The organism is Tabrizicola aquatica (assembly GCF_002900975.1).
Lineage (GTDB): Bacteria > Pseudomonadota > Alphaproteobacteria > Rhodobacterales > Rhodobacteraceae > Tabrizicola > Tabrizicola aquatica.
Map to the genome: position 1 here is coordinate 334,382 of NZ_PJON01000001.1, position 24,236 is coordinate 358,617.

19 protein-coding genes are annotated in these 24,236 nt (G+C 68.7%); 11 read left to right on the forward strand and 8 right to left on the reverse strand.

What is annotated here, in order from left to right; genetic code table 11:
• Positions 1-91: 91 nt before the first annotated feature.
• Genes CXR42_RS01605 through bchF form a run of 4 tightly spaced genes read right to left on the reverse strand, consistent with a single transcriptional unit; the run spans position 92 to position 7,005 of the window.
• The gene (locus tag CXR42_RS01605) at positions 92-3,694 is read right to left on the reverse strand and encodes a magnesium chelatase subunit H (RefSeq protein WP_103255766.1); all 3,603 of its coding nucleotides are present in this window, start codon (positions 3,692-3,694) and stop codon (positions 92-94) included.
• Complete coding sequence (bchB, locus tag CXR42_RS01610; RefSeq protein ID WP_103255767.1) at positions 3,684-5,243, reverse strand: ferredoxin:protochlorophyllide reductase (ATP-dependent) subunit B; 1,560 nt, start codon at positions 5,241-5,243, stop codon at positions 3,684-3,686. Before bchB ends, CXR42_RS01605 begins: the two co-directional genes overlap by 11 nt.
• Entirely contained in the window at positions 5,240-6,517 is a 1,278-nt protein-coding gene (locus tag CXR42_RS01615) for a ferredoxin:protochlorophyllide reductase (ATP-dependent) subunit N (RefSeq protein ID WP_103255768.1), read from the reverse strand. The genes bchB and CXR42_RS01615 overlap by 4 nt, the downstream gene beginning before the upstream one ends.
• Complete coding sequence (gene bchF / locus CXR42_RS01620; RefSeq protein ID WP_103255769.1) at positions 6,514-7,005, reverse strand: 2-vinyl bacteriochlorophyllide hydratase; 492 nt, start codon at positions 7,003-7,005, stop codon at positions 6,514-6,516. The genes CXR42_RS01615 and bchF overlap by 4 nt, the downstream gene beginning before the upstream one ends.
• Positions 7,006-7,334: 329 nt before the next feature.
• Between bchF and CXR42_RS01625 the strand changes: the two genes are divergently transcribed.
• The 8 genes from CXR42_RS01625 to idi all read left to right on the forward strand — a co-directional run bounded on the left by CXR42_RS01625 (position 7,335) and on the right by idi (position 15,980).
• Entirely contained in the window at positions 7,335-8,105 is a 771-nt protein-coding gene (locus CXR42_RS01625; RefSeq protein WP_103255770.1) for a cobalamin B12-binding domain-containing protein, read from the forward strand.
• 100 nt (positions 8,106-8,205) lie between these two features.
• Positions 8,206-9,576: a transcriptional regulator PpsR gene (gene ppsR, locus CXR42_RS01630; RefSeq protein WP_245875320.1), complete on the forward strand. Its 1,371-nt coding sequence runs from the start codon at positions 8,206-8,208 to the stop codon at positions 9,574-9,576.
• Between the two features lie 81 nt (positions 9,577-9,657).
• Entirely contained in the window at positions 9,658-11,325 is a 1,668-nt protein-coding gene (bchE, locus tag CXR42_RS01635; protein ID WP_103255772.1) for a magnesium-protoporphyrin IX monomethyl ester anaerobic oxidative cyclase, read from the forward strand.
• Positions 11,326-11,904 (forward strand): bacteriochlorophyll 4-vinyl reductase, encoded by a 579-nt coding sequence (gene bchJ, locus CXR42_RS01640; protein ID WP_103255773.1) that lies wholly within the window; start codon positions 11,326-11,328, stop codon positions 11,902-11,904.
• A gap of 159 nt (positions 11,905-12,063) precedes the next feature.
• Positions 12,064-12,963, forward strand: coding sequence for a chlorophyll synthase ChlG (gene chlG, locus CXR42_RS01645; protein WP_103255774.1), 900 nt, complete (start codon positions 12,064-12,066; stop codon positions 12,961-12,963).
• The gene (locus tag CXR42_RS01650) at positions 12,960-14,243 is read left to right on the forward strand and encodes a BCD family MFS transporter (RefSeq protein ID WP_103255775.1); all 1,284 of its coding nucleotides are present in this window, start codon (positions 12,960-12,962) and stop codon (positions 14,241-14,243) included. Before chlG ends, CXR42_RS01650 begins: the two co-directional genes overlap by 4 nt.
• A 2-nt stretch (positions 14,244-14,245) precedes the next feature.
• On the forward strand, positions 14,246-15,427 hold the full coding sequence (locus CXR42_RS01655; RefSeq protein WP_103256970.1) for a geranylgeranyl diphosphate reductase: 1,182 nt from the start codon (positions 14,246-14,248) through the stop codon (positions 15,425-15,427).
• Positions 15,428-15,443: 16 nt separating this feature from the next.
• Positions 15,444-15,980 carry an isopentenyl-diphosphate delta-isomerase gene (gene idi / locus CXR42_RS01660; protein WP_103256971.1) on the forward strand — a complete coding sequence of 179 codons (537 nt, stop codon included), beginning with the start codon at positions 15,444-15,446 and terminating at the stop codon, positions 15,978-15,980.
• A 76-nt stretch (positions 15,981-16,056) separates the two neighbouring features.
• Here the strand turns inward: idi and bchO are convergent, their stop codons facing one another.
• From bchO to crtA, 4 genes are read right to left on the reverse strand one after another with little or no spacing between them, the layout of a single operon-like run.
• Positions 16,057-16,899 (reverse strand): alpha/beta fold hydrolase BchO, encoded by an 843-nt coding sequence (gene bchO / locus CXR42_RS01665; protein ID WP_103255776.1) that lies wholly within the window; start codon positions 16,897-16,899, stop codon positions 16,057-16,059.
• 9 nt (positions 16,900-16,908) lie between these two features.
• Positions 16,909-18,591 carry a magnesium chelatase subunit D gene (locus CXR42_RS01670; RefSeq protein ID WP_103255777.1) on the reverse strand — a complete coding sequence of 561 codons (1,683 nt, stop codon included), beginning with the start codon at positions 18,589-18,591 and terminating at the stop codon, positions 16,909-16,911.
• Positions 18,588-19,598, reverse strand: coding sequence for a magnesium chelatase ATPase subunit I (gene bchI, locus CXR42_RS01675; RefSeq protein ID WP_103255778.1), 1,011 nt, complete (start codon positions 19,596-19,598; stop codon positions 18,588-18,590). The genes CXR42_RS01670 and bchI overlap by 4 nt, the downstream gene beginning before the upstream one ends.
• Before the next feature lie 7 nt (positions 19,599-19,605).
• Positions 19,606-20,424: a spheroidene monooxygenase gene (gene crtA, locus CXR42_RS01680; RefSeq protein ID WP_281256692.1), complete on the reverse strand. Its 819-nt coding sequence runs from the start codon at positions 20,422-20,424 to the stop codon at positions 19,606-19,608.
• A 120-nt stretch (positions 20,425-20,544) separates the two neighbouring features.
• Here crtA and CXR42_RS01685 point away from each other — a divergent pair, with 120 nt between their 5' ends.
• The 3 genes from CXR42_RS01685 (at position 20,545) to tspO (ending at position 23,967) form a co-directional block, all read left to right on the forward strand.
• Positions 20,545-22,101: a phytoene desaturase gene (locus CXR42_RS01685; RefSeq protein WP_103255779.1), complete on the forward strand. Its 1,557-nt coding sequence runs from the start codon at positions 20,545-20,547 to the stop codon at positions 22,099-22,101.
• Positions 22,098-23,120, forward strand: a complete 1,023-nt coding sequence (gene crtB / locus CXR42_RS01690; protein ID WP_103255780.1) for a 15-cis-phytoene synthase — start codon at positions 22,098-22,100, stop codon at positions 23,118-23,120. Before CXR42_RS01685 ends, crtB begins: the two co-directional genes overlap by 4 nt.
• Before the next feature lie 358 nt (positions 23,121-23,478).
• Positions 23,479-23,967, forward strand: coding sequence for a tryptophan-rich sensory protein TspO (gene tspO, locus CXR42_RS01695; protein ID WP_103255781.1), 489 nt, complete (start codon positions 23,479-23,481; stop codon positions 23,965-23,967).
• Positions 23,968-24,236: the final 269 nt, after the last annotated feature.

A 24,236-nucleotide genomic window follows, 5' to 3' on the forward strand; every position in this document is an offset into this window, starting at 1 on the left:
GTGGCCCCTTTCATTTTCTGTCCACAAATATCCCGGGGGGTGCGGGGGGCTGGCCCCCCGCTCCGACGGGTCTGAAGGGCGATGCATCCGGTCATTCCGCTGCAATTCCTTCCATGCGATCTTCCAGGTCCATCGCCGCCTGTTGCAGTGCGGCCAGGGTTTCGGCATCGGGCTGCCAGTACTGCCGGTCCGAGGCTTCCAGAAGCCGCGTCGCCATGCGGCTGGAGGCTTCGGGGTTCAGTTTCGCCAGCCGCTCGCGCATCGCCTCGTCCAGGACGAAGGTTTCCGACAGGCGCTGGTAGACCCAGGGCTCCACCTGGCCGGTGGTGGCCGACCAGCCCATGGTGTTGGTCACATGCGCCTCGATCTGGCGCACGCCTTCGGCGCCGTGGCGCAGCAGGCCCTCGTAGAACTTGGGGTTCAGCGTGCGCGACCGGCTTTCCAGCGCGATCTGGTCTTGCAGCGTGCGCACCTTGCCGCCGCCGCGGGTCTGGTCGCCGATATAGACCGGCGTTGCCTCGCCCGAGCCGCCGTTCTGGATATGCGCGCGGCGAACGGCGCGGGCGACGCCGCCCAGCGTGTCGAAGTAGTGGTCGACCGAGGTGACCCCCAGTTCCACCGATTCCAGGTTCTGATAGGCCAGGTCCACGTCGCGCAGCGCCTTTTGCAGCAGGTTCGGCACCTTCACCGCCTTGCCGTTCATCCCGTAGGCAAAGCCCTTGCGCGCCTCGTAGGCATCGGCGAGTTCGTCCTCGTCGCCAAAGGCGGACTGGCCGACCAGCGTGTTGACGTTCGCGCCATAGGTGCCCTCGGCGTTCGAGAACACCCGCAGCGCGGCGGTTTCCAGGGGCACGCCCATCTCGTCGGCATATGCCAGGGCATGGGCGCGGATGAAGTTCTGCGCCAGGGGTTCGTCGGCGCTGGCGGCCTTCCAGGCGGCCTCGGCCAGCATCCGGGTCTGCAGGGGCAGCAGGTCGCGGAAGATGCCGGACAGGGTCATCACCACGTCGATCCGGGGCCGGCAAAGTTCGGCCAGCGGGATCAGGTCGGCGCCCGACAGTCGGCCGTAGTGGTCAAAGCGCGGCCGCGCCCCCATCAGCGCCAGCGCCTGGGCAATCGGTCCGCCGTCCGACTTGATGTTGTCCGAGCCCCACAGCACCAGCGCCACCGATTGCGGCAACCGGGGATGCGCGTCCAGAAGGCGCTGCGCCTGGGCCGCGCCATCGGCCAGCGCAAAGGCGGTGGGCATGCGGAACGGGTCGAAGGCGTGGATGTTGCGCCCCGTCGGCAGGATCGCCGGCGCGCGGATCAGATCGCCGCCGGGCACCGGCGCGATGAAGCGCCCCGCCAGCGCGCGCAGAAGGCCCGTCATCTCGTGATCGCCGACCAGGTTGCGGGCGGCATCGGCCCGCGCCTCTTCGGGCAGCAGCGACAGAAGTTCGGCCAGGGTGTCGGCATCCGGCTTGCGGCCCAGGACATGCAGCCCGTCGGTGATCAGCGCACCTTCGGTTTCCAGCAGCTTAAGCCACAGATCCTCGGGCGCGCCGGTCATGTCGACGGCCTGGGCCTGGGTCTCGGCCAATGCCAGAAGGTCGGCGGCTTCCGCTGCCCCGGGCGGCAGGGCGCGCAGGCGGGTCAGCGTGTCCTTGAGGTCGGTCAGCCCCCGATAAAGGCCAGCGCGGGCCAGGGGCGGCGTCAGGTGCGTGACGGTGATCGCGTTCGACCGGCGCTTGGCCAGCGTCGCCTCGCTGGGGTTGTTGGCCGCATAAAGATAGATGTTCGGCAGGTTGCCGATCAGCCGGTCCGGCCAGCAGGCCCCGCCGACGCCGGATTGCTTGCCCGGCATGAACTCCAGCGCGCCATGCATCCCGAAATGCAGCAGGGCATCGGCGCCGAAATCCTCGCGCAGCCAGCGGTAGAAGGTGGTGAAGGCATGGGTCGGGGCAAAGCCCTTTTCGAACAGAAGGCGCATCGGGTCGCCCTCATATCCAAACAGGGGCTGAAGCCCGACAAAGACCTTGCCGAACTGCGCGCCCAGCACATGCACCCCCCGCCCGTCGCTTTGCGCCCGGCCGGGGGCGGGGCCCCAGGTGGCCTCGATCTCGCGCAGCCAGGGTGTCCTGGCGACGATCTCGGCGGCGGGGATCGTGGTGTGGACATTGGCGGGCTGGCCATGGCGGGCGGCGTTGCCGTGCAGGACGGCCTCGCGCAGGGCCTCGACGCTGGCGGGTGGGGTCAGGTCATAGCCGTCGCGGGCCAAAGCGTGCAGGGTGTTGAAAAGGCTTTCGAAAACGCCCAGGTAGGCCGCAGTCCCGGCCGCGCCGGCATTGGGCGGAAAGCCGTAGAGCACGATCCCCAGCTTGCGGTCCCGCGCCTTGGAAGCGCGCAGCCGTGCCAGCCGCGCGACCTTGTCGGCCAGGGCCTCGATCCGCTCCGGGCAGGGGGCCATGGCGCGGGTCTCCAGCGCCTCGGGATTGGCCGCGGTGCAGGTCCGCCCGCATCCGGTGCAGCCATCGGCCGAGTGGCGGCCGGCATAGACGGTGGGGTTCGACGCGCCGTCGATCTCGGGCAGGGCCACCAGCATGGTGGTCTCGACCGGACCCAGCCCGCCCGAGGACGCCTGCCACTGGCCCAGGGTCTGGAACTCCAGCGGGTGCGCGGCGATGTAGGGCACGTCCAGCCCCGAAAGCGCGGCCACGGCGGCCGGGCTGTCGTTATAGGCCGGCCCGCCGACAAGGCTGAACCCGGTCAGCGAGACCAGCGCATCCACCTTGCCCTGCAGATAGGCGTCCATCGCGGGCCGGCCGTCCAGGCCCCCGGCAAAGGCTGGCAGGACGACGATCCCCTTCGCTTCGAACGCGCGGATGACGGCATCGTAATGCGCGGTATCGGCCGACAGGATATAGGATCGCAGCATCAGCAGGCCCACGGTCGCCGTCGCGCCTTGGGGCCGGGGCAGGTCGCGCGGGTCGGTGGTGATGCGGGCTTTCAGCGAGGGGTGGTAAAGCCCGACCTCGGGGTAATCGACCGGGGCCGCCGCCTTGACCGCCTGCCAGGCCGGGTTGGTGGAATAGCGGCTGACCAGAAAGCGGATCATCGCCTCCAGATTGTCGTCCGAGCCGCCCAGCCAGTACTGCATCGACAGGAACCAGGCGCGCATGTCCTGGGCCTTGCCGGGTATCCAGCGCAGGATCTTCGGCAACCGGCGCAGCAGCGCCATCTGCTTTTGCCCCGACGAGGCGGAGGGCGAGGAGTTCCCGCGCAGTTTCTTCAGGAAGGCCATCGCGCCCGAGGCGGGCTTGGCCATGTCCAGATCGCCCATCCGGGTCAGCTTGACGATCTGCGGATCGGCGATCACGCCGACCATCGCGTCCAGCGTCGGGCGGACCTTCTGCAACTCGGGCAGGATGGCGGTGATATGCTCTTCGATGAAGAGCAGGTTCGCCACCACGATATTCGCCTGCGCAACGGCCGCGCGGGCGCGGGTCAGCGCGGCGGGATTCTCGGCCCATTCGGCGGCGGCGTGGACCGAAACCTCGATCCCTGGAAAGTCCTTTGCCAGGCGCGGGGCGATGCGGGCGGCGGGGCCGGCAGCATGGGCGTCCAGCGTCAGGATCACGAAGCGATAGGTGACGCGCCCCTTGGCGCGGGGCGGCGCGGTCGCGTCGGCAGGGATGTGCCGGTCATCGCGCATAATGGGCCTTTGCCTCATAAAGGGTGTCGATGCTGATCGCGGTCACGCCCCGGTCGGCGGCGAATTTCTCGGTGTTCCGCCGCGCCTTGCCGCGCACGAAGAACGGGATCTTCTTCAACTCGCGTTCCGCATCGGCCAGCCAGATGACTTCGGCCCCTTCGGCGACTTCGCCATTCATACTGGCGGAAATATCCCCGCCGGAGGCATCCGCAGTTTCAACCGGCGCTTCGGGTCGGGCGGTTGCCTTGGCCCCGTGGTGGCTGGGACCGGCGGCGTCGTGGAATTCGAAATCCTCGCGGAACATGGTCAGAAGGTGCTCTTCCAGCCCCATGACCAGGGGATGCACCCAGGTGTCGAAGATGACATTTGCGCCCTCGAACCCCATCTGGGGCGAGTAGCGGGCCGGGAAGTCCTGCACGTGGACAGGCGCCGAGATCACCGCGCAGGGGATGCCCAGGCGCTTGGCGATGTGACGCTCCATCTGCGTGCCCAGGATCAGCTCGGGCTGCAGGCGGGCAATCTCGGCCTCGACCTCCAGATAGTCGTCGGAGATCAGCGGCTCGACGCCATAGGTCTTGGCGGCGGCGCGCAAGGGGCGGGCCTGTTCGCGGTTGTAGCAGCCAAGGCCCACCACCTCGAACCCGATTTCCTGCGCGGCGATGCGGGCGGCGGCGATGGCATGGGTGCCGTCGCCGAAGATGTAGACGCGCTTGCCGGTCAGGTAGGTGCTGTCGACGCTGGCGGCATACCAGGGCTGGCGCAGGCCGGTTTCGGCCGGCAGGGGCAGGCCGGTGATCGTGGCCACCTCGGCCAGGAAATCGCGGGTCGCGTGGGTGCCGATCGGGACGGTCTTGGTGAAGGGCTGGCCCAGCACCTTTTCCAGATGGCGGGCGGCGGTTTCGGCGGTCTCGGGATACATCAGCACATTGAAATGCGCCGCACCCATGCGGGTGATGTCCAACGGCGTCGCATCCAGCGGCGCGCAGACATTCACCGCGATGCCCATGCTGGCCAGAAGCCGGGTGATCTCGGTCACGTCGTCGCGGTGGCGGAAGCCAAGCGCGGTGGGGCCGATCAGGTTGCAGGTGACGCTTTCCGTCCGGGGCAGGGGCCGGGCCAGCGCCTTGACGATCTGGAAGAACGTCTCGTCCGCGCCGAAGTTTTCCTTGCGGCTGTAGGACGGCAGGTCCAGCGGGATCACCGGGATCGGCAGGGCCAGCGCCTCGGCCAGGCCGCCGGGGTCGTCCTGGATCAGCTCGGCGGTGCAAGAGGCGCCGACGATCATCGCCTGCGGCTGAAAACGGGTAAAGGCGTCGCGGGCGGCGTCCTTGAAGAGGTTCGCGGTGTCGGCCCCCAGGTCGCGGGCCTGGAAGGTGGTATAGGTGACGGGCGGGCGGTGATTGCGCCGCTCGATCATCGTGAACAGAAGATCGGCATAGGTGTCGCCCTGCGGGGCGTGCAGGACGTAGTGCAGCCCCTTCATCGCGGTGGCGACCCGCATCGCGCCGACATGCGGTGGGCCTTCGTAGGTCCAGAGGGTCAGCTTCATTCCGCGGCCTCCGGCGTCAGAAGGGCGCGGCGGCGCAGCGGCCTTGCGAAAAGGCCGGCAAGATCGGCGGCCTGTTCGTAGAAGTGGACGGGGGTGAACACCAGTTCGATGGCCCATTTGGTGGCCAGCCCCTCGGCCTCCAACGGGTTGGCAAGTCCCAGGCCGCAGACGGTCAGGTCCGGCCGGGCGGCACGGACGCGGTCCAGCTGGCGTTCCACGTCCTGGCCTTCGGACAGGGTCGGGCCTTCCGGCAGCAGGGCCAGCTCGGGCGCCATCAGGTCGCGGTGCAGGTAGGGGGTGCCAACCTCGACCGGGATCATGCCGCATTCGCGGGCCAGAAAGCGCGCGAGGGGGATTTCCAGCTGGCTGTCGGGGAAGAAGAAGATCCGCTTGCCGCGCAGGGTTGCGCTGACGGCGGCCAGCGCCCGTTCGGCCCGGGCGCGGGGGGCGGCGATGGCGGCCTCGACCCGGTCGCGGGGAATGTCGAAGGCGGCGGCGACGGCGTGCAGCCACAGGGTCGTGCCCTCGGCCCCGAAGGGGAAGGGGGACGACACCGCTTGCGCGCCGCGCTTCAGAAGGGCGCCATGCGTCGCACCCAGGAAGGGCTGCACCAGGGCGACGCGGGTGTTCGGGCCGATGGCCGGCAGGTCCTGCGACCGACGGGCCGGCAGGCAGGAGACGTTCGGCACCCCGATGGCGGCAAGCAGCGCCAGCATCTGATCCTCGACCACATCCGGCAGGGCACCCACCACCAGAAGGCCGGGCGCCGTGGTGGCCGGAAGCGCGGGAACCATCGCCTCCAGGCAGGCATCCTCGCCCTCGGTGAAGGTGGTTTCGATTCCCGAACCCGAGAAGTTCATCACCCTGACGTGTGGGGCGTGGGTGGCGTTCAACCGTTCGGCGGCGCGGGCCAGGTCCAGCTTGATGACTTCCGAGGGGCAGGACCCCACCAAAAACAGCTGCCGAATGTCAGGCCGGCGTGACAGAAGCCGGGCGACCTCGCGGTCCAGCTCGGCATTGGCGTCCGCAAGACCGGCCAGATCCTTCTCTTCGAGAATCGCCGTCCCGAACCGTGGCTCGGCGAAGATCATCACCCCGGCGGCAGCTTGCAGCAGGTGCGCACAGGTGCGGCTGCCTACCACCAGGAAGAAAGCGTCCTGCATCTTGCGGTGGAGCCAGATGATCCCGGTCAGGCCGCAGAACACCTCGCGCTGGCCGCGTTCCTTCAGGACCGGCGTGCCGCTGCAACCGCGGTGGGGGGCGTCAAGGCTCATGCTGCCACCCCGCCATCCAGCCGCGCGCGGCGAAGTTTCAGGATGAACTGGACCGCGTTGACGACATAGACGGCATAGGCGGCCAGCGCCGTCAGCATCAGGCCCTGAGGCGTGAAGGCGCCGGTCCAAAGCGCGTAAATATACAAGGAATGCAAGGCGATGACGGCAAAACTGAACACGTCCTCCCAGAAGAAGGCGGGGGCGAAAAGGTACTGGCCGAAGACCTCTTTCTCCCAGATCGCGCCGGTCACCATGATCAGATACAGAAAGCCGGTCTTGACCACGACCGAAGCCGTGGCCGCGCCATAGCCTTCGCCCGTCAGCAGAAAGCGGACGACCAGCACCAGCGAGACGACAAAGACCAGGAACTGCGCCGGGGCCAGGATGCCCTGCACCAGCGTCCAGGGCGAGGCATCGCGCCGGGCGCGTTCCTCGGCGGTGTAAAGCCGGGTCTTGGGGTCGGACGCGTGGCTGATCTGGATGGTCATTGGGCCCCTTTCCGGGGAAGGTCCATGCACCAAACCTAATCACGCTGCAGCGAGTGTCAATATAAACTTACAGTATTGACCCTGACACTCCCTGCAGCACGCTTGGGGTTGTGCCAAAGGGGGCTTGACGAGAACCTGTTGTTTTTGCTTGTGTTCCCCTGGCCGGGACGCGATGGTTGCGGCGAATTGGGCGCAGGTGTCAATTTGCTTTGACATCCCGGACGCCTTGGCGGACAGTAAAGGGGACAGCGTAGGCCGGGTTTGCGGCCGATGCGGGTGTCGCTGCGGCGGGCTTGGAGGCCCTGGCTGCGACCGGGCCGGAGAGCAGGATGCGCGACAGCCAGCATGGCGGCCAAATGGATCGCGACAGCGACGGCGTTTCTGCCCTTGCACGGTCCGTTGTGGCGCGATTGGCCTCGCCGAAGCGGCCAGACCGACGGCCGGTTGAACCGGAGTTGGTCGCGGCCCTGCTGCGGGCGGCGCTGGACGGCGGGCCAGAGGGGTTCGCGGTGTTGCGGAACGACCTGCGCCGGGCGCGGGTGGGCGATGTGGACCTGGTGGATCTGTACCTTCCCCAGGTGGCGCGAGAGTTGGGGTGCCAGTGGGCCGACGATACGGCAAGCTTTTCGGAAGTCAGTATCGGCGTGGCGCGGATGCAGGCGCTGCTGCATCAGATCGGCCGCAACTGGCTGGAAAGATCCGGTCCGGTGGCGGGCCAGCCGAACCTGCTTTTGCTTCTGCCCGAGGGCGAGCAGCACAGTTTCGGGGCGATGGTGGTGCTGGCGCAGTTGCGTCGACGGGGGGCCTCGGTCCGGTTCCGGGCGGGCGGTTCGCCGCAGGACATCGGTGCGGCGGTGCAGCAGCAGGACTATGATGCTGCTTTGATTTCGGTGGGTTGCGAAGAGAAACTTGAACTTTGTCGCAAGCTGGTCAAAGCGTTGCGAAAGGGATCGGGCGGGGACATGCGGATTGTCGTCGGCGGGGCGGTTCTGGACCGTCCGGTAGATGTGCTGCAGGCGACCGGCGCGGATCTTGCGACGAACGATCTGGAGCGGGCGCTGGCGGGCCTTGGAACATCGCCGCGCCCACACCAGTTGTGATGATGACAGGAGAACAGTCCGCATTTGCGGCTGAAGCACAACGTTTGGAACCCAAGTGACGACGGACGGACGTCATCTTCTTAGTGCGGGAAAGCTTCCCGTGATCGCCCCCGACCTTCTGGTCGAGGTGCTGGCTCTGGCGGCCGACATCTCGCTTCTGGTCGACCCGACACTTAGGGTGACGACCGTTCTGGTCAATCCCACGCACCGCTCTTTCGGCCAGTTGACCGACTGGGAGGGCACGCTGCTTTCCGAGATCCTGACCGATGAAAGCCGCCGCAAGCTGGAGGCCCGGCTGGACGAGATGGCGGGCCACCGCCGCTCGGTCCCGGCGGTGGAGTTGAACCACGTCAGCCAGAACGTCTGGGAATTCCCGGTGCGCTATTCGCTGCATCGGCTGGGGTCGGACGGCTCGATCCTGATGCTGGGGCGCGACCTGCGGCCGATGGCGGAGGTGCAGCAGCAGCTGGTTGCGGCGCAACTGGCGCTGGAGCGCGACTATGAGGCGCAGCGCGAGCTGGACACCCGGTATCGCGTGCTGATGGAGACGACGCGCGACCCGGTGATGCTGGTGTCGATGTCCACGGGCCGGATTGCCGACCTGAACCCCGCAGCCGCCCTGATGCTGGGCGGTGCCCGGGCCGAGATCGTGGGCTCGGCCGTGGCGCAGGAATTCGATGGCCGCCGGCGGGGTGAGTTCCTGGAGGCCCTGTCCAATGCGGCGGCGGTGGATTCCGCCACTCCGGTCGAAGTGACCGCCCGCCGGTCGCAGCGCCGCGTCCTGGTCACGCCTCGCCTGTTCCGCGCGGCTGGCGAGCGGTTGCTGCTGTGCCTGATCGATCCCGAGGACCGCTCTACTCAGGCCAGTGGCGACCTGGGCGAGAACTTGCAGCGCCTGTATCATGAAGGCGTGGACGGGATCGTCTTTGCCGACGCCGAGGGCGTGATCCGCGCCGCGAACGAGGCGTTCCTGAACATGACCGACGCCAGCGGCATCGGCGCCGTGCGCGGCCGCTCGATCGCCGATTACCTGGTCCGCGGTCAAGTCGACCTGCGCGTCCTTCTGGACAACGTCAAGCGCACCGGCCAGCTGCGGCTTTACGCCACCCGGCTGACCACCGATTTCTCGGGCCAGGTCGCGGTGGAACTGTCGGCCAGCTGGCTGAACGATCGCCCGAACCCGGTCCTGGTGCTGGTGGTCCGCGACGCCAGCCGCGCCGACGCCCTGCGCCGCGCGCAAGGCGGGCTGCCGGACGAAGGCTCGCGCTCGGTGATGGAACTTGTGGGGTCCTCGACCCTGAAGGACATTGTGGCCGAGACGACCGACGTGATCGAGAAGATGTGCATCGAGACCGCGCTGGAACTGACCCGCAACAACCGGGTGGCCGCGGCCGACATGCTGGGCCTGTCGCGCCAGTCGCTGTACGTGAAGCTGCGCAAGTACGGCCTGGTCAACAAGGACGGCGAGTGACCCAGCCCCTGGCTTGATCCATGTCAAATTAATCTGACGCCTGATCTGTCAACATAGATTGACACATCAGGAGGGCCCGTCATGCGGATCGTTTTCGTCCACCCCAACTATCACTCGGGCGGGGCAGAGATCGCGGGCAACTGGCCACCGGCCTGGGTCGCCTATCTGACCGGCTCATTGCGGGCGGCGGGGTTCGACGACATCCACTTCCTGGATGCGATGACCTACCACCTGGACCACGACACCCTGCGCAAACGGCTGGCCGAGCTTCAGCCCGACCTCGTGGGCGTCACCGCCATCACCCCCGCGATCTATGAGGCCGAGGCGGTCCTGAAGATTGCCCAGGAAACCGTCCCAGATGCCGTCCGCCTGCTGGGCGGCATCCACGCCACCTTCATGTACCGTCAGGTCCTGTCGGAAGCCCCCTGGGTCGATGTCATCGTGCGCGGCGAGGGCGAGGAGATCATGGTCGCCCTCGCCGAAGCCGTCCGCGACGGCCGCTGGCCCGAGGACAAGCGCAAGATCAAGGGCCTCGCCTTCCGCGACGGGGACGAGATCGTCGCGACCCAGGCCGCCTCCACGGTCAAGAACCTGGACGGGATCAAGCCCGACTGGTCGATCCTGGATTGGGACAAGTACATCTACATCCCCCTTGGCGTGAAGGTCGCGATCCCCAACATGGCGCGCGGCTGTCCCTTCACCTGCAGCTTCTGCAGCCAGTGGAAATTCTGGCGCGACTACCGCGTGCGCGACCCCAAGAAGGTAGCGGACGAGATCGAGGATCTGGTCACCAACCACGGCATAGGCTTCTTCATCCTTGCGGACGAGGAACCCACGATCAACAAGAAGAAATTCGTCGAGTTCTGCCAGGAGATGATCGACCGCGGCCTCAACAAACGCGTGAAATGGGGCATCAACACCCGCGTCACCGACATCTACCGCGACCGCGATCTGCTGAAGTTCTACCGCGAGGCCGGGCTGGTCCACATCAGCCTTGGCACCGAGGCCGCGGCGCAGATGAAGCTGGACATGTTCAACAAGGAAACCACCGTCGCCCAGAACAAGGAGGCGATCCGCCTTCTGCGTGAGGCGGATATCTTCACCGAGGCGCAGTTCATCGTGGGCCTGGACAACGAGACCAAGGAGACGCTGGAAGAAACCTTCCAGATGGCCTGGGACTGGCAGCCCGACCTTGCCAACTGGGCGATGTACACCCCCTGGCCCTTCACGCCACTCTTCCAGGAAATCAAGGACCAGGTCGAGGTCTTTGACTTCTCGAAATACAACTTCGTCACCCCGATCATGAAGCCCGCCGCCCTGACGCGGGGCGAACTTCTGGACGGCGTGATGAAGAACTATCGCCGCTTCTACATGCGCAAGGCCCTGTTCCACTATCCCTGGCGCGGGACGGGGTTCCGGCGGAAATATCTGCTGGGCTGCCTCAAGGCCTTCCTCAAGGCCGGGGTCCAACGCACCTTCTATGACCTTGGAAAGGCAGGCTATTGGGGCCCGCAGACCAAGGGGAAGGTCGATTTCCACTTTGACGAGACCCGCACGATTGCCGAGGCGCAGATGGCCGACTGGGACGCCACCGCCGAGCGCAGCCGCAAGCACAAGGAACGGCAAGAGGCGGTCCGTGCCCAGATGAAGGAACGCGCGAAGGACCGGGCCTTCCCCGAGGGCGTGCCGAACCTGGCGCCCATGGCCTGCGGCGGAGGGCGCGAGCAGATGCAGGAACCGGCCGAGTAGATGGACGGCTCTGCCGCCCTTGCCGAAGCAGGCGCAAGGATCGGCCCCAATGCGATCCTGCAGCTGGTCCCGGTGCTGGACCGGCTGGAGGGCAGGGCGGCCCGCGACCGCCTGCTGGGCGCGGCAGGTGTCGCGGTGCCGCCCGCTGACGCTGGCATGTGGCCCGAAGCACAGTGCCGCGCGGCCCACCTTGCGGTCTGGCAGGGCTGTGGCGATCGTGCGGCGGCGATCCTGGCCGCGGCGGGGCAGGGCACCGCCGACTATATCCTCGCCCACCGCATCCCCGGCCCGGCCAAGGCGCTGATCCGCAGCCTGCCAGCGCCCCTTGGCGCGCGGCTCCTGACCGCTGCCATTGCGAAACACGCCTGGACCTTTGCCGGATCGGGCCGGTTCGGCATAACCTCTCGCCGCCCCCTGACCTTCGAGATCTCCGCCAACCCGCTGGCCTTTCCCGGCCACCCCTGTCCCTGGCACGCCGCCGTCTTTGCCCGGCTGTTCCAGGCGCTGGTCTGGTCCAAGGCGCGGGTCGAGGCGACCGAAACCGGGACCAGCAGCCGCTTTGCGGTCCATCCGCGCTAAGGGCATCGCTTCGGACCCCTCCTCGTTCGACTTCGTCTCCTCGTCGGCACCCGGCGAGGAGTGACGAAGTCATCGACGAGCCTGCGCGCGGGAAGGGGGGCCGAAGCCTGCGACAATTCTCTGCTTGCCCGACTCCCTTGTGTAAGGTTTAATTGACACATGACTGTCAGCACCGCTTACCCCGACCGCACCCTTCCCGAACCGCGCGCCATGCTGCGGCTGATCAAGCCGATCACCTGGTTCCCGCCGGTCTGGGCCTTCCTGTGCGGGGCCGTCTCCTCGGGCATCCCGATGCTGGAGAACTGGGCGCTGGTCCTTCTCGGCATGGTCCTGGCCGGCCCCATCGTCTGCGGGATGAGCCAGGCCGCCAATGACTGGTGTGACCGGCATGTCGATGCGGTCAACGAACCCGACCGCCCGATCCCCTCGGGCCGCATTCCGGGCCGCTGGGGCTTGTGGATCGCATTGGCCATGACCGCGCTGTCCCTGGCCGTGGGCTGGCTGCTTGGTCCTTGGGGCTTTGCCGCGACCGTCGTCGGGGTCATCGCCGCCTGGGCCTACAGCGCCGAGCCGGTGCGCCTGAAACGCTCGGGCTGGTGGGGGCCGGGCCTTGTGGGCCTGTCCTATGAGGGCCTGCCCTGGTTCACCGGTGCGGCCGTCCTGCTGGGCACCGCGCCCCGGTTCGAGGTCGTGGTGATGGCCGTCCTTTACGCCCTTGGCGCGCACGGGATCATGACGCTGAACGATTTCAAGGCCTTGGAAGGCGACCGCCAGCACGGCGTCCGCTCGCTGCCCGTCGTCTTGGGCCCCGAGGTTGCGGCCAAGATCGCCTGCACGGTGATGGGCCTGGCGCAGGCGCTGGTCATCGCCTTCCTGCTGGTCCTGGTCCAGCCCTGGCACGCGCTGGCGGTGACTGTGCTTTTGGTCGCGCAGATCGCGGCCATGCGCGTCCTCTTCCGTGACCCCAAGGGCAAGGCGCCCTGGTACAACGGGACAGGCGTGGTCCTGTACGTTGCCGGCATGATGGTCACCGCCTTCGCCCTGCGGGGGCTGGCGTGACGCTCTCCTGGACCCAGATCGCGCGGCTGGGGCTGGTGCAACTGTGCCTGGGCGCGGTGGTGGTGCTGACCACCTCCACCCTCAACCGGCTGATGTCGGTGGAGCTTGCGCTGCCGGCCATGCTGTCGGGCGGGCTGGTGGCGCTGCATTCCTTTGTCCAGATCTCGCGGCCCAGCTGGGGCTTCTGGTCGGACGCGCAGGGCAACCGGACGCGGTTCATCATCGGCGGGATGGGGGTCTTGTCCTTTGGTGCGGCGCTGGCCTCGCTGATGGTGGCATTGGGGGCGGCGGGGCAGGGTTGGGGGCTGGCGGTCTCGGTCCTGGCCTATGTCCTGATCGGCCTTGGCGCGGGGGCCTCGGGCACCTCGCTTCTGGCCCTCCTCGCCTCGGGCTGCGCCCCGCAGCGCCGGGCGGCGGCGGCGACGATCACCTGGCTGATGATGATCTTCGGCATCGCCGTCACCTCTGGCGTGATCGGCGCGCTTCTGGACCCCTACAGCGGCCAGCGCCTGATGGTCATCGTGGCCGTCGTCACCCTGGGTGCCGTCGGCCTGACCGCCGCTGCCGTCCATGGGATCGAGGCCAGGGTCATCCCCGCCCGCCTGCCCGAGGACACCCCCCTGCGCCAGGGCCTGGCCGAGGTCTGGTCCGAACCCCGCACCCGCACCTTCACGCTGTTCATCTTCCTGTCGATGACCGCCTTCTTCCTGCAGGAACTGATCCTGGAGCCCTATGCCGGCCTGGTCTTTGCCTTTACCCCCGGCCAGTCCACCAGCCTGTCGGGCGCGCAGCATGGCGGGATGTTCGTCGGCATGCTGGCCGTCGGCATCGCGGTCTCGGGCCTGCGGCTGGGGACGCTGAAACTCTGGGTCACGGCCGGATGCCTGGGCTCGGCCCTCTCGCTGGCGGCCATCGCGGCGCTTGGCCAGACCCAGCTTGGCCTGCTGACCCCGGCCGTCACCGTGCTGGGCGTCTTCAACGGCATGTTCGCCATCGCCTCGATCGGGGCGATGATGCAACTGGCCGGGCAGGGCCGCTCGGGGCGCGAGGGCACGCGCATGGGCGTCTGGGGTGCCTCCCAAGCCATCGCGCAAGGCCTTGGCGGCTTTGCGGGGGCGGCCCTGGTCGATCTTCTGCGTTTGTCCGGCGACACCGCCGATGCCTTCGGCCTGGTCTTCGCACTGGAAGCCGGGCTTTTCCTTGCTGCCGGCCTGATGGCCTGGCGGATCATCGACGGCGGGCGCTTGCGCCCCGCTGCCAGCCTTGTTCCAGGAGAATGACCATGACCTACGACGTCTTCATCGTGGGCGGCGGCCCCTCTGGAGCGACCGCCGCCGAGGATCTGGCCCGCGCCGGCAAACGCGTGGCGATGCTGGACCGCGCGGGGCGGATCAAGCCCTGCGGCGGCGCGATCCCGCCCCGCGCGATCCGCGATTTCGCCATCCCGGACGAGCAGATCGTCGCCAAGGTCGACGTGGCGCGCATGATCTCGCCCACCGGCCGCTCGGTCGACATCCATATCGAGAACGGCTTCGTCGGCATGGTCGACCGTGAGCATTTCGACGAATTCCTGCGCGCCCGCGCTGCAAGTGCCGGGGCCGAGCGGCTGACCGGCACCTACTTGCGGATTGAGAGGGACGCCGCCGGCACCCATGTCGTCTGGCGCGACAAGGCCAGCGGGCAGGAACGGCGCAGCCTGACCAAGTATATCATCGGCGCGGACGGCGCGCGGTCCGTCGTCGCGCGGGATGAGGTCCCGGGCGGGGACACGATTCCTTACGTCATCGCCTATCACGAGATCATCAAGGCCCCGCCCGCCAACAAGGATTATGATCCCAAGCGGTGCGACGTGATCTATGACGGCCGCATTTCCCCCGATTTCTACGGCTGGGTCTTTCCGCATGGCACGCAGGCCAGCGTCGGCATGGGCACCGGCAAGGAGGGGGTGGACCTCAAGCAGGCGACCGCCGATCTGCGCGCCGCCTCGGGCCTGACCGACTGCGAGACGATCCGCAAGGAGGGCGCGCCGATCCCGCTGAAGCCGCTGGATCGTTGGGACAATGGCCGGGACGTGGTGCTGGCGGGCGATGCGGCCGGGGTGGTCGCGCCCAGTTCGGGCGAGGGGATCTACTACGCCATGCTGGGGGGCCGGGTGGCCGCGACGGCGGCGCAGGCGGCGCTGGCCTCGGGCCAGGCGAAGGACCTGAAACTGGCGCGCAAGCTGTTCATGCGCGACAACAAGACCGTGTTCAAGGTCTTGCGGTCGATGCAGGACGCCTACTACAAGTCCGACGACCGGCGCGAACGGTTCGTAAGCCTGTGCCACGACCGCGATGTCCAGCGCCTGACCTTCGAGGCCTACATGAACAAGAAACTGGTCGCCGCGCGGCCGCTTGCGCATCTGAAGATCGGCGTGAAGAACGTGGCGCACCTTCTGGGCCTTGTTAAGCCCGGCTGGGTCTGACGCGATGGACGGCGGCATGGAAGAACTGATCCCGGCCTGGGTCGACGGGCGCCTGACGCCCGTGGGCAAGCTGGAGGTGCATCAGCGCGGGCTGCGGCACAAGGCGGTGTCGGTCTTCGTGCTGGAAGGCCCGCGCGTCCTGATCCAGAAGCGCGCGGCGGGCAAGTATCACACGCCGGGCCTTTGGGCGAACACCTGCTGCACCCATCCGCGCTGGGATGAGGAAGCCGCAACCTGCGCCGTGCGCCGCTTGCGGGAAGAGTTGGGGATCACCGGCCTTTACCCCGCCTATTCCGGCCGCGTCGAATACCGCGCCGAGGTTGGCCGCGACCTGATCGAGCATGAGCTGGTCGACATCTTCGTCGCCGAAGCCGCGCCGGGCCAGACCGTGGCCCCGAACCCCTCGGAGGTTGAAGAGGTGCGCTGGGTCGATCTTTACGACCTGAAGGCCGAGGTCCTGCGCGACCCCGACCGCTTTACCCCCTGGCTGCGGATCTACCTGACCGAGCATCTGGACCGGATCTTCGGCGCGTCGCTATCGGGCGTTCGGTAGGGTGATCTGCAAAATCCTTAAGCAAGGATTTTGACAAATTTCTTACGGAAGAAATTTGGGTCGATGGTGCCGCGGTTCAGCCTGGAAGCCAGGCCTGCATCGCCTGCAGGATGGCCCCTGCATCCTCTTCATGCGCCAGATGGCCCAGGCCGGGCAGGTCCACCACCTCGGCCCGTGGCAGCATCCGCGCGGCGTCATGGCTGATCTTCGGCGGCACCACCCGGTCGCCCGCAGTGGCGATCAGCGTTGCCGGCACCGTCAGCCCCGCTGCCCCCGCCATCAGCCGGTCCACCCGCCAGGCCGCCATCATCCCCAGCGTCCCGTCCACATGCGCCGCCCGGCGCACCAGCGTCACGTATTGCCCGATCCCCGCCGCATCCAGATGCGAGCCGGTTCCCTCGATCAGCTGGCGCACCTTCTGCGGATTGCCCCACAAGCGGCTGACGACCGAGGGCACGAAGGGTGTCGCCGCCAGCGCCCGGGCCAGCAGCGGAAACAGGAATCCCGCCGCGCCGTCGAACACCCCAAGGGCGGCGTTGATGCCGATGACCCGGGTCAAAGGCATCAATGTCGAAAGCTGCAAGGCCAGCGGCGCGCCTGCCGAATGACCGATCACCAGCCGCGGCTGCCACCCCGCCGCCACGCAAAGGTCGGCCAGATCCTCGGCCATCGGCGCGATTCCGAACCGCCCGCGCGTGCCTGGCCGGGTGAAGCCCTGGCCCGGCAGGTCCGGCACCAGGCAGCGAAACCCCTCCAGCGCCGGGATCAGATGCCGGAACGAATGGCCCGAGGCCCCGGCCCCATGCAGCAGCAGCACCTCTGGCCCGGTCCCATGCTCGACCACCCACCAGTCATGGCGGGCGCGGATGCGGCGGGCAGACCCGCGCAGCGGCCAGTCGTGGGGGGGATCGTCCTGCATCCGCGAACCCTAGGCCAGCGCCGCCTCAAGCGCCAGCGACAGGCGCGCGGCATCGGCACGGGGCAGCGCAAGATAGGTCGCACCCATCCCGGCGGCGAGGACCCTGAGCCCGTCCTGCGGGCGGGCGGCGGTGTCGATCACCACGGCGGGGAAGCCTTGGGCGCGCAAGCTGCGCGCGGCCTGCGCAGCCTCGACCTCGGCCCTTGCGCGGCCCGGCGTGCCGTCCAGCGCGATGTTCGCCCGCCCGTCCGTCAGCAGCGCCACGACCGGCGACAACCCGCGCCCCCGCGCGCGCAGCGCCACCGCCTCGGCCAGTTGCAGGGCCCCCGCCAAGGGCGTCCCCCCACCCCCCGGCACCCCCGCCAGCCGCCGCTTCACCTGCACCAGCGAGCGGGTCGGCGGCAGAACCAACTCTGCCTGCGGCCCGCGAAACACGATCAGCGCCACATGGTCACGCCGGGCATAGGCGCGGGCCAGCAGCAGTTCCACCGCGCCCTTCGCCTCGCCAAACCGCGCCAGCGCCGAGGAGCCCGAGGCATCGACGGCAAAGACCAGCAGCCGGTCGGATTTCTCTTCCTGCCGCTTGATCCGCAGATCGCCGGGCCGCAGGTGCAACAGCCGCTCGGGCGCGCTTTGCCGGCGCAGCGCCTGCCAGGGGACGGCGGCGCGCAAGGTGGCGACCAGGTCCAGCCGCTTTTCGGCCGAGGGGCGGCCGGGCCGGGCGGGCAGGGGGCGGCCCCGGCGGTTGCCGGCCCGCACTTCGCCCGATCCGGTCGCGCCCTTGGCGGTGCGGGCAGCGCGGGCGGCGGCGAGGTGATCCAGCAGGTCGGCGGGCAGGGCGGCGCGCACCGCCTCGACGATCAGGTCGTCGGGCGGGGTCAGCCCCTCTTGCGGCTGGGTCTGCGCCTGCGGTTCAGGCGCGGGGGGCGGCGGCGGGGCCTCGGCCTGCGGCAGACGGGTCGCGCGATGGGCAAAGACCAGTTCGGCCGCCGTCGCCAGATCCTCGCGCCGCACGCCCCGGTGGCCGCGCAGCGCGGCAAGGGCACGCGCCGCGCGCAGGGCCGAAAGGACCGCGCGGGGGCTGTCGATCCCCAGGGCAACCGCAATCCGGGTCAGCGTCCCGGCCGCCTTGGCCGAAGGGCGCAACAGGGGCAGCGCCGCCCGGGCGTGGGCCAGCGCCTGCGGGTCCAGGACCGGCAGCCCCAGCGGCAGTTCGTCCAGCGCCAGGAACAGCCCCAGCCGGTCGGACAGCGCAGCCGGCAGTCCCTCGCCGGCTTCGGCCGCCTCATCCAGAGCGACCAGGCAATGCCGGGGCGAGTCCAGCGCCTGCGCCAGCCGCGCGGCCATTCCGGCGGGGCAGCGTTCGGCCATGGTCAGGACCAGCGCCGAAGGCTGGGCCAGAAGCCCGGGCGTGCGGACCGGGCGGCCGGTCGCCAGCGTCGCCGACAGGTCCAGCCCGCCATAAAGCGCCTCATCCGTCAGCCCGGGATGCAGCCGCCGGTGCGGCAGGGGCAGGTGCGGCAGGGCGGCCAGCACCGCATCGCGCGCGGGGCCGACCCGGGCGCGCAGCCACAGCCCGCCCAAACCTGCCGGGTCCACCGCCAGCACCGACAGGACCAGCGTCACCCGATCCCAGCCGTCTGAGGGGGCGAGAAGGTCCGGGTCGAAGGGCTGGGGCGAGAGATCAGTCAGGGCAGAACCTCCGCCAGGGTGCGCCCGACGCGGGCGGCGGACCCCGCCTCGTCCAACGGATCGCGGCGCAGGCGGTGCGACAGGGCCAAGGGCGCAACCCGGCGCAGATGCGACCGGCGCACCGTGGTGTCGCCGTCAAACGCTGCAAGCGCCCGCGCCGCGCGCAACAGCGTCAACTCGCCCCGCAGCCCGTCTGACCCGAGGGCCAGACACAGCGCCGCGCAATCATGCAGGACGACGCCCGGCGTCTTTAGCTTCGGCAAAGCCGCCCGCGCCGCCAGGATCTGGTTGCGCAGCCCCGCATCCAGCACGCGCCAGGTGCGCATGAACCGGTCGTACTGGTTTTCATAGGCATCGCGGCGCTTGATCACCTCGACCCGGGTGTCGATGTCCTTGGGGCTGGTGACCTCCACCGACAGACCAAAGCGGTCCAGCAGTTGCGGGCGCAACTCACCCTCCTCGGGGTTGCCGGAACCGACCAGCACAAAGCGCGCCGGATGGCGGATCGACAGACCCTCACGCTCCACCACGTTCTCGCCGGACTGGGCCACGTCGAGCAGAAGATCGACGATGTGATCCTCCAGCAGGTTGACCTCGTCGATATAAAGGTATCCCCGGTTCGCCCGGGCCAGAAGCCCCGGTTCAAAGGCCTTTTCCCCGCGGGTCAGCGCCCGCTCGATATCCAGCGCACCGACGACCCGGTCCTCGGTCACGCCAAGCGGCAGGTCCACGACCGGGGTGGGCTTGGTCACGATCCGGTCGCTGGCGATGCTGGCCCAGTCCGGGCAAAGCTCGCGCCGGGGGGCGTTGACGGGGCAACCCTCGACCGCGTCGATGGGCGGCAAGAGCGCGGCCAGCGCGCGGACGGCGGTGGATTTCCCCGTGCCCCGGTCGCCAAAGACCAGCACACCGCCGATCGATGCGTCGATGGCGGTCAGGATCATCGCGGTCTTCATGTCCTCTTGCCCGACGATGGCCGAGAACGGGAAGGGCTGGCGCTGGGTCATCTGGTCCTCATGCGGCTAGGTCGGGGTCGGTCGGGGCGGAGGGCGGTGGACTGGCTGGCAGCCCTGCGGTCCCTTGCGGAGAAGCGGGAAAGGGTGGGGCGGCGGTATCCAAGACGGGCGGTCTGGCGCGGGCAGGCAGCAGCGGCGCGCCGTTCCATTGGCCCTCGACGCCCAGCACGGCAAAGCGGGCGTAAAGCTCGTCGGTGAACCAGCCCTCGGCGCGAACGGCCTGGATCGCCCGGCCATGCGGGCCGTCGCCCCGGGCAAAGCGCGCCATGCTGGCGGTGTCGGGCCAGATCGAGAAGGTGATCTGATTCAGAAGCGGCACCTCGCCGATGCCGATCTTGAACTGGACGTTGGGGTCGGCCCCAATCACCTTCTGGATATCGGGCACCCGCCGCCAGAAGCGCAGTGCGCGGCCCGGCTTCACGCTGGCGCGGGTCAGGACGGCCAGCGGCCCCTCGGCTGTCTTGGGGTGGGGGTCGGGGACAAAGGGATTGCGCCCCGACCAGGAGCCCCGGGCAGACAGGGGCGAGAGATAGACCGTGGCGCTTTCGCTGGCCCGGTTGCGCCAGCGCCGCCAGACCGGGCTGCCCGCGATCCCGTCGCGCGCTGCCTCCTCGTCCGGCCAGACCGCCAGAATCGCCCAGACCCCCCAGTTCGGTTTCGGCGTGAACCCCTCACCCGTGCCGGACCCGCACAGCTTCCAGAACAGCAGCCGAGAGTCGCGCCGCAAGGCCAGCCGCGCCAGCGCCATCTGCCCGATCACCCACAGGCGCGCAGGCAGGCCCTGGAAGCGGAACAGGGAAAGGGTCGCGGTGGGCATCCGCCCCTCCGAGTGTAAGGTCGCCGTTACAGATTAGCGGAAAACGGCCCCAGTTAAAGGAAATAAATGTCGCAGCAGATGCAGAGTTGTAAATCAGACTAGACAGTCTATCATCGGGGCATGAACCAGGAAGCACACCACGCCCGGGGTCGGGCCATCGTCATCGGCGCGGGACTGGGGGGGCTGGCCAGCGCCATGCGGCTGGGTGCCAAGGGCTGGCAGGTCACCGTCGTCGACCGGCTGGACCGTGCGGGGGGCCGCGGCTCCTCGATCACCGACCAGGGCCACCGCTTCGACCTAGGCCCCACCATCGTCACCGTGCCGCAGACGCTGCGTGATCTCTGGGCCGCCTGTGGCCGCGATTTCCACGCCGACGTGGACCTCCGCCCCCTCGACCCGTTCTACGAGATCCGCTTCCAGGACGGCGCCCGCTTCACCATGCGCCCCGGCGTGCCCGCCATGCGGGACGAGGTCGCGCGGCTGTCGCCTTCGGATGTCCCCGGCTTTGACCGTTTCCTGGACGAGGCCCGCGCCCGCTATGACTTCGGCTTTCAGGACCTGGGCCGCCGCCCGATGCACAAGCTTCTGGACCTGATCAAGGTCCTGCCCAAGTTCGCGATGATGCGCGCCGACCGCTCGGTCCACGCCCATGCCGCCCGCCGCGTCCGCCACCCCGCCTTGCGCTTTGCCTTGTCCTTCCACCCCCTCTTCATCGGCGGCGATCCATTCCGCGTGACCAGCATGTACGCCCTGGTCAGCCACCTGGAATCCTCGTTCGGCGTCCATTACGCCATGGGCGGCGTCCAGGCCATCGCCGACGCCATGACCCGCGTGATCGAGGGGCAGGGCGGCCAGGTCCGCCTGCAGACCGAGGCCGACGAGATCCTGGTCGACAAGGGCCGTGCCACCGGCATCCGCCTGAAATCGGGCGAGGAAATTGCGGCCGAGGTGACCGTCTCGAACGCCGATCCCGGCTTTACCTACGGCCAGCTTCTGCGCAAGCACCCCAAGCGGCGCTGGACCGACAAGCGCATGGCCAACGCGCGCTGGTCCATGGGGCTTTTCGTCTGGTACTTCGGCACCAAGGGCACGCGCCAGATGTGGCCCGATGCCGGCCACCACACCATCCTGGTCGGCCCGCATTACCGCGAGCATATCCGCGACCTCTTCCGCGCCGGCAAGATCACCGGGGACATGAGCCTTTATGTCCACCGCCCCACCGTCACCGACCCCTCGGCCGCGCCGCCCGGCGACGACACGTTCTATGCCCTCTCCCCCGTGCCGCACCTTGGCCACAACGCCGCCGACTGGTCCAGCTTTGCCGAGACCTACAAGGACCGCGTCGCCACCATGCTGGACGGTCTGATCCCCGGCTTTCGCAGCCGCATCACCGCCGAGCGGGTGTTCACCCCCGAAACCTTCCAGTCGCGCTACCTGTCGCCCTTCGGCGCCGGCTTCTCGCTGGAACCGCGCATCCTGCAATCGGCCTGGTTCCGCCCGCACAATGTCTCCGAGGAGTTTCAGGGCCTCTACCTCTGCGGCGCGGGCACCCATCCCGGCGCGGGCGTCCCCGGCGTGATCGGCACGGCCGAGATCCTGGACCAGCTTATCGGGCCCCCCGCCGTGCGCGCCGTTCCCCCCGCCGTTCCCCCCGCCTTGCCCCTGGCCGCCGAATGACCCGCCCCGCCCAAATCCGTCCAGACGACATGGCCGCCTGCCGCGCGGCGATCCGCACCGGCAGCCTGTCGTTCCACGCCGCCTCGCGCCTCTTGCCAACTCAGGTGCGTGACCCGGCACTGGCGCTTTACGCCTTCTGCCGGTTGGCCGACGACGCCGTGGACGAAGGCCGCGACAAGGCCGGCGCGGTCCTGCGCCTGCGGGACCGACTGGACCGGCTGTATCAGGGCCGCCCTGCCGATGCCGCGCCCGACCGCGCCTTTGCCGCCGTGGTCGAGGCGTTCGAGATGCCCCGCGCCCTGCCGGATGCGCTGCTGGAAGGCATGGCCTGGGACGCGCAGGGCCGGCGCTATGCCGACCTGTCCGGTGTGCTGGACTATTCCGCTCGCGTCGCCTCGGCCGTCGGCGCGATGATGTGCGTCCTGATGCGGGTGCGCGATGCCGATGCCCTGGCCCGTGCCTGCGACCTGGGCTTGGCCATGCAATTGACCAACATCGCCCGCGATGTGGGCGAGGATGCCCGCGCTGGCCGGCTTTACCTGCCCTCGGCCTGGCTGGAAGAGGCCGGGATCGCACCGGAAAGCTTCTTTGCCGATCCGCAACCGCTGCCCGCGATCCGCGCTGCGACGGCGCGGCTTCTGGCCAAGGCCAACCAGCTTTACACCAGGTCCGAGGCTGGCGTTCCGGCGCTGCCGATGGCTTGCCGGCCGGGGATCATGGCGGCGCGGTTGATCTATGCCGGGATCGGCGGCGTAGTCACGCGGCGCGGCTTTGACGGGGTCACGGGCCGGGCGCGCACCGGGCGGGCGCAGAAACTCGGCTGGCTGGGTCTGGCTTCCGTCCGCGCGGCCGGCATGTCGGTCCTGCCCCATGCGCCCACGCTGCACGCCCCGCCCGAACCCGAGGTCGCCTTCCTGGTCCAGGCCGCCGCGCGCAGCCAACCCGGCCGCGCCCGCAGCGAGGCGCTTCTCTCGGTCCTCGCGCAACTCGAAGCCCGCGACCGCGGGTTGTCGGCCTGAGGGCAGGGCAACGATCGACCGGGGCGACATCGCCAGGCGTTCCAACGCGCAAAGCGCCCCGCGGGTCTTAACGCATTACTAACGTTTCCAAAGCCCAAACCCCGATGCAGACTGCGGCCCCCCAGCACCTTCCTGCGCCACACTCCCATTTTCTGTCCCCAAATATCCCCGCCGGAGGCACCCCGAGCGGTTTTGCGTCCTTCACGCAAAACCGCGAGACAAAAGGCTTGCGCCGCAAGGCGCTCAATTTCAAACCCGTCCCAAACCACGCACCCGGTCCGCAATCGGAACCCGCCTTGCGTTCCAGCGTTGAGAAGCCGGGTGCTCCGGCCTATGTGGGCATGAAAGGGAGCCCGCCATGGATTACGCCTTGTTCTTCACCTACCTCGCGGCCTGCGTCGCGCCGGCGATGACCGGGGCGCTGTTTCCGCCCGGGGCCTGGTATCAGGCGATGCGGAAACCGTCCTGGACCCCGCCGAACTGGGTCTTTCCCGTGGCCTGGACCACGCTCTACCTTCTGATGTCTGCTGCCGCCGCCCGGGCCTCCGGTTTTGCCGGGGCCGAGGTCGGGCTGGCCCTCTGGTCGGTGCAGATCGCGTTCAACACGCTCTGGACCCCGGTGTTCTTCGGCCTGAGGCGGATGAAGCTGGCGGTTTTCGTCCTTGGGGCGCTGTGGCTGGCGGTGGCCGCAACGATGGTCGCCTTCTTCCAGGTCGATGCCTGGGCCGGGGCGATGTTCGTGCCCTATCTCGTCTGGGTGACGGTCGCCTTTGCGCTGAACCTCTCGGTCGTCCGGCTGAACCCCGGCCATGTCGCGGCCCCGGCCGGGCCGATGGCGGCTGGGTAATCGGGCGCGGCTGGGCACTTTGCCGGCCCTGACCTGCGATGAGGAGCCAGCGCGACATGGTGTTCATGCCGCGCCTGGCGTCGGGCCTCGTGTCAGCGGGCTGTCGGGTCGCGGGTTAACACGCGGTTAATGCCCGCGGCCAAACCCTTGCAAAGGTTTGACAATCCGAATCTGTCCACCGTGGACAGCCTTCCGCGCCCGCCCGGCCTCCGCCCATCCCCCCCGCCCCAGGTTGCGCGGGCATTTTCCGCCGTGTATCACCCCTGAAA

Bases quoted from the DNA above. Each gene is read 5' to 3' on its own strand.
- CXR42_RS01605 (WP_103255766.1), bottom strand. From the start codon at position 3,694: ATGCGCGATGACCGGCACATCCCTGCCGACGCGACCGCGCCGCCCCGC.
- bchB (WP_103255767.1), bottom strand. From the start codon at position 5,243: ATGAAGCTGACCCTCTGGACCTACGAAGGCCCACCGCATGTCGGCGCG.
- CXR42_RS01615 (WP_103255768.1), bottom strand. From the start codon at position 6,517: ATGAGCCTTGACGCCCCCCACCGCGGTTGCAGCGGCACGCCGGTCCTG.
- bchF (WP_103255769.1), bottom strand. From the start codon at position 7,005: ATGACCATCCAGATCAGCCACGCGTCCGACCCCAAGACCCGGCTTTAC.
- CXR42_RS01625 (WP_103255770.1), top strand. From the start codon at position 7,335: ATGCGCGACAGCCAGCATGGCGGCCAAATGGATCGCGACAGCGACGGC.
- bchE (WP_103255772.1), top strand. From the start codon at position 9,658: ATGCGGATCGTTTTCGTCCACCCCAACTATCACTCGGGCGGGGCAGAG.
- bchJ (WP_103255773.1), top strand. From the start codon at position 11,326: ATGGACGGCTCTGCCGCCCTTGCCGAAGCAGGCGCAAGGATCGGCCCC.
- chlG (WP_103255774.1), top strand. From the start codon at position 12,064: ATGACTGTCAGCACCGCTTACCCCGACCGCACCCTTCCCGAACCGCGC.
- CXR42_RS01655 (WP_103256970.1), top strand. From the start codon at position 14,246: ATGACCTACGACGTCTTCATCGTGGGCGGCGGCCCCTCTGGAGCGACC.
- idi (WP_103256971.1), top strand. From the start codon at position 15,444: ATGGAAGAACTGATCCCGGCCTGGGTCGACGGGCGCCTGACGCCCGTG.
- bchO (WP_103255776.1), bottom strand. From the start codon at position 16,899: ATGCAGGACGATCCCCCCCACGACTGGCCGCTGCGCGGGTCTGCCCGC.
- bchI (WP_103255778.1), bottom strand. From the start codon at position 19,598: ATGACCCAGCGCCAGCCCTTCCCGTTCTCGGCCATCGTCGGGCAAGAG.
- crtA (WP_281256692.1), bottom strand. From the start codon at position 20,424: ATGCCCACCGCGACCCTTTCCCTGTTCCGCTTCCAGGGCCTGCCTGCG.
- CXR42_RS01685 (WP_103255779.1), top strand. From the start codon at position 20,545: ATGAACCAGGAAGCACACCACGCCCGGGGTCGGGCCATCGTCATCGGC.
- crtB (WP_103255780.1), top strand. From the start codon at position 22,098: ATGACCCGCCCCGCCCAAATCCGTCCAGACGACATGGCCGCCTGCCGC.
- tspO (WP_103255781.1), top strand. From the start codon at position 23,479: ATGGATTACGCCTTGTTCTTCACCTACCTCGCGGCCTGCGTCGCGCCG.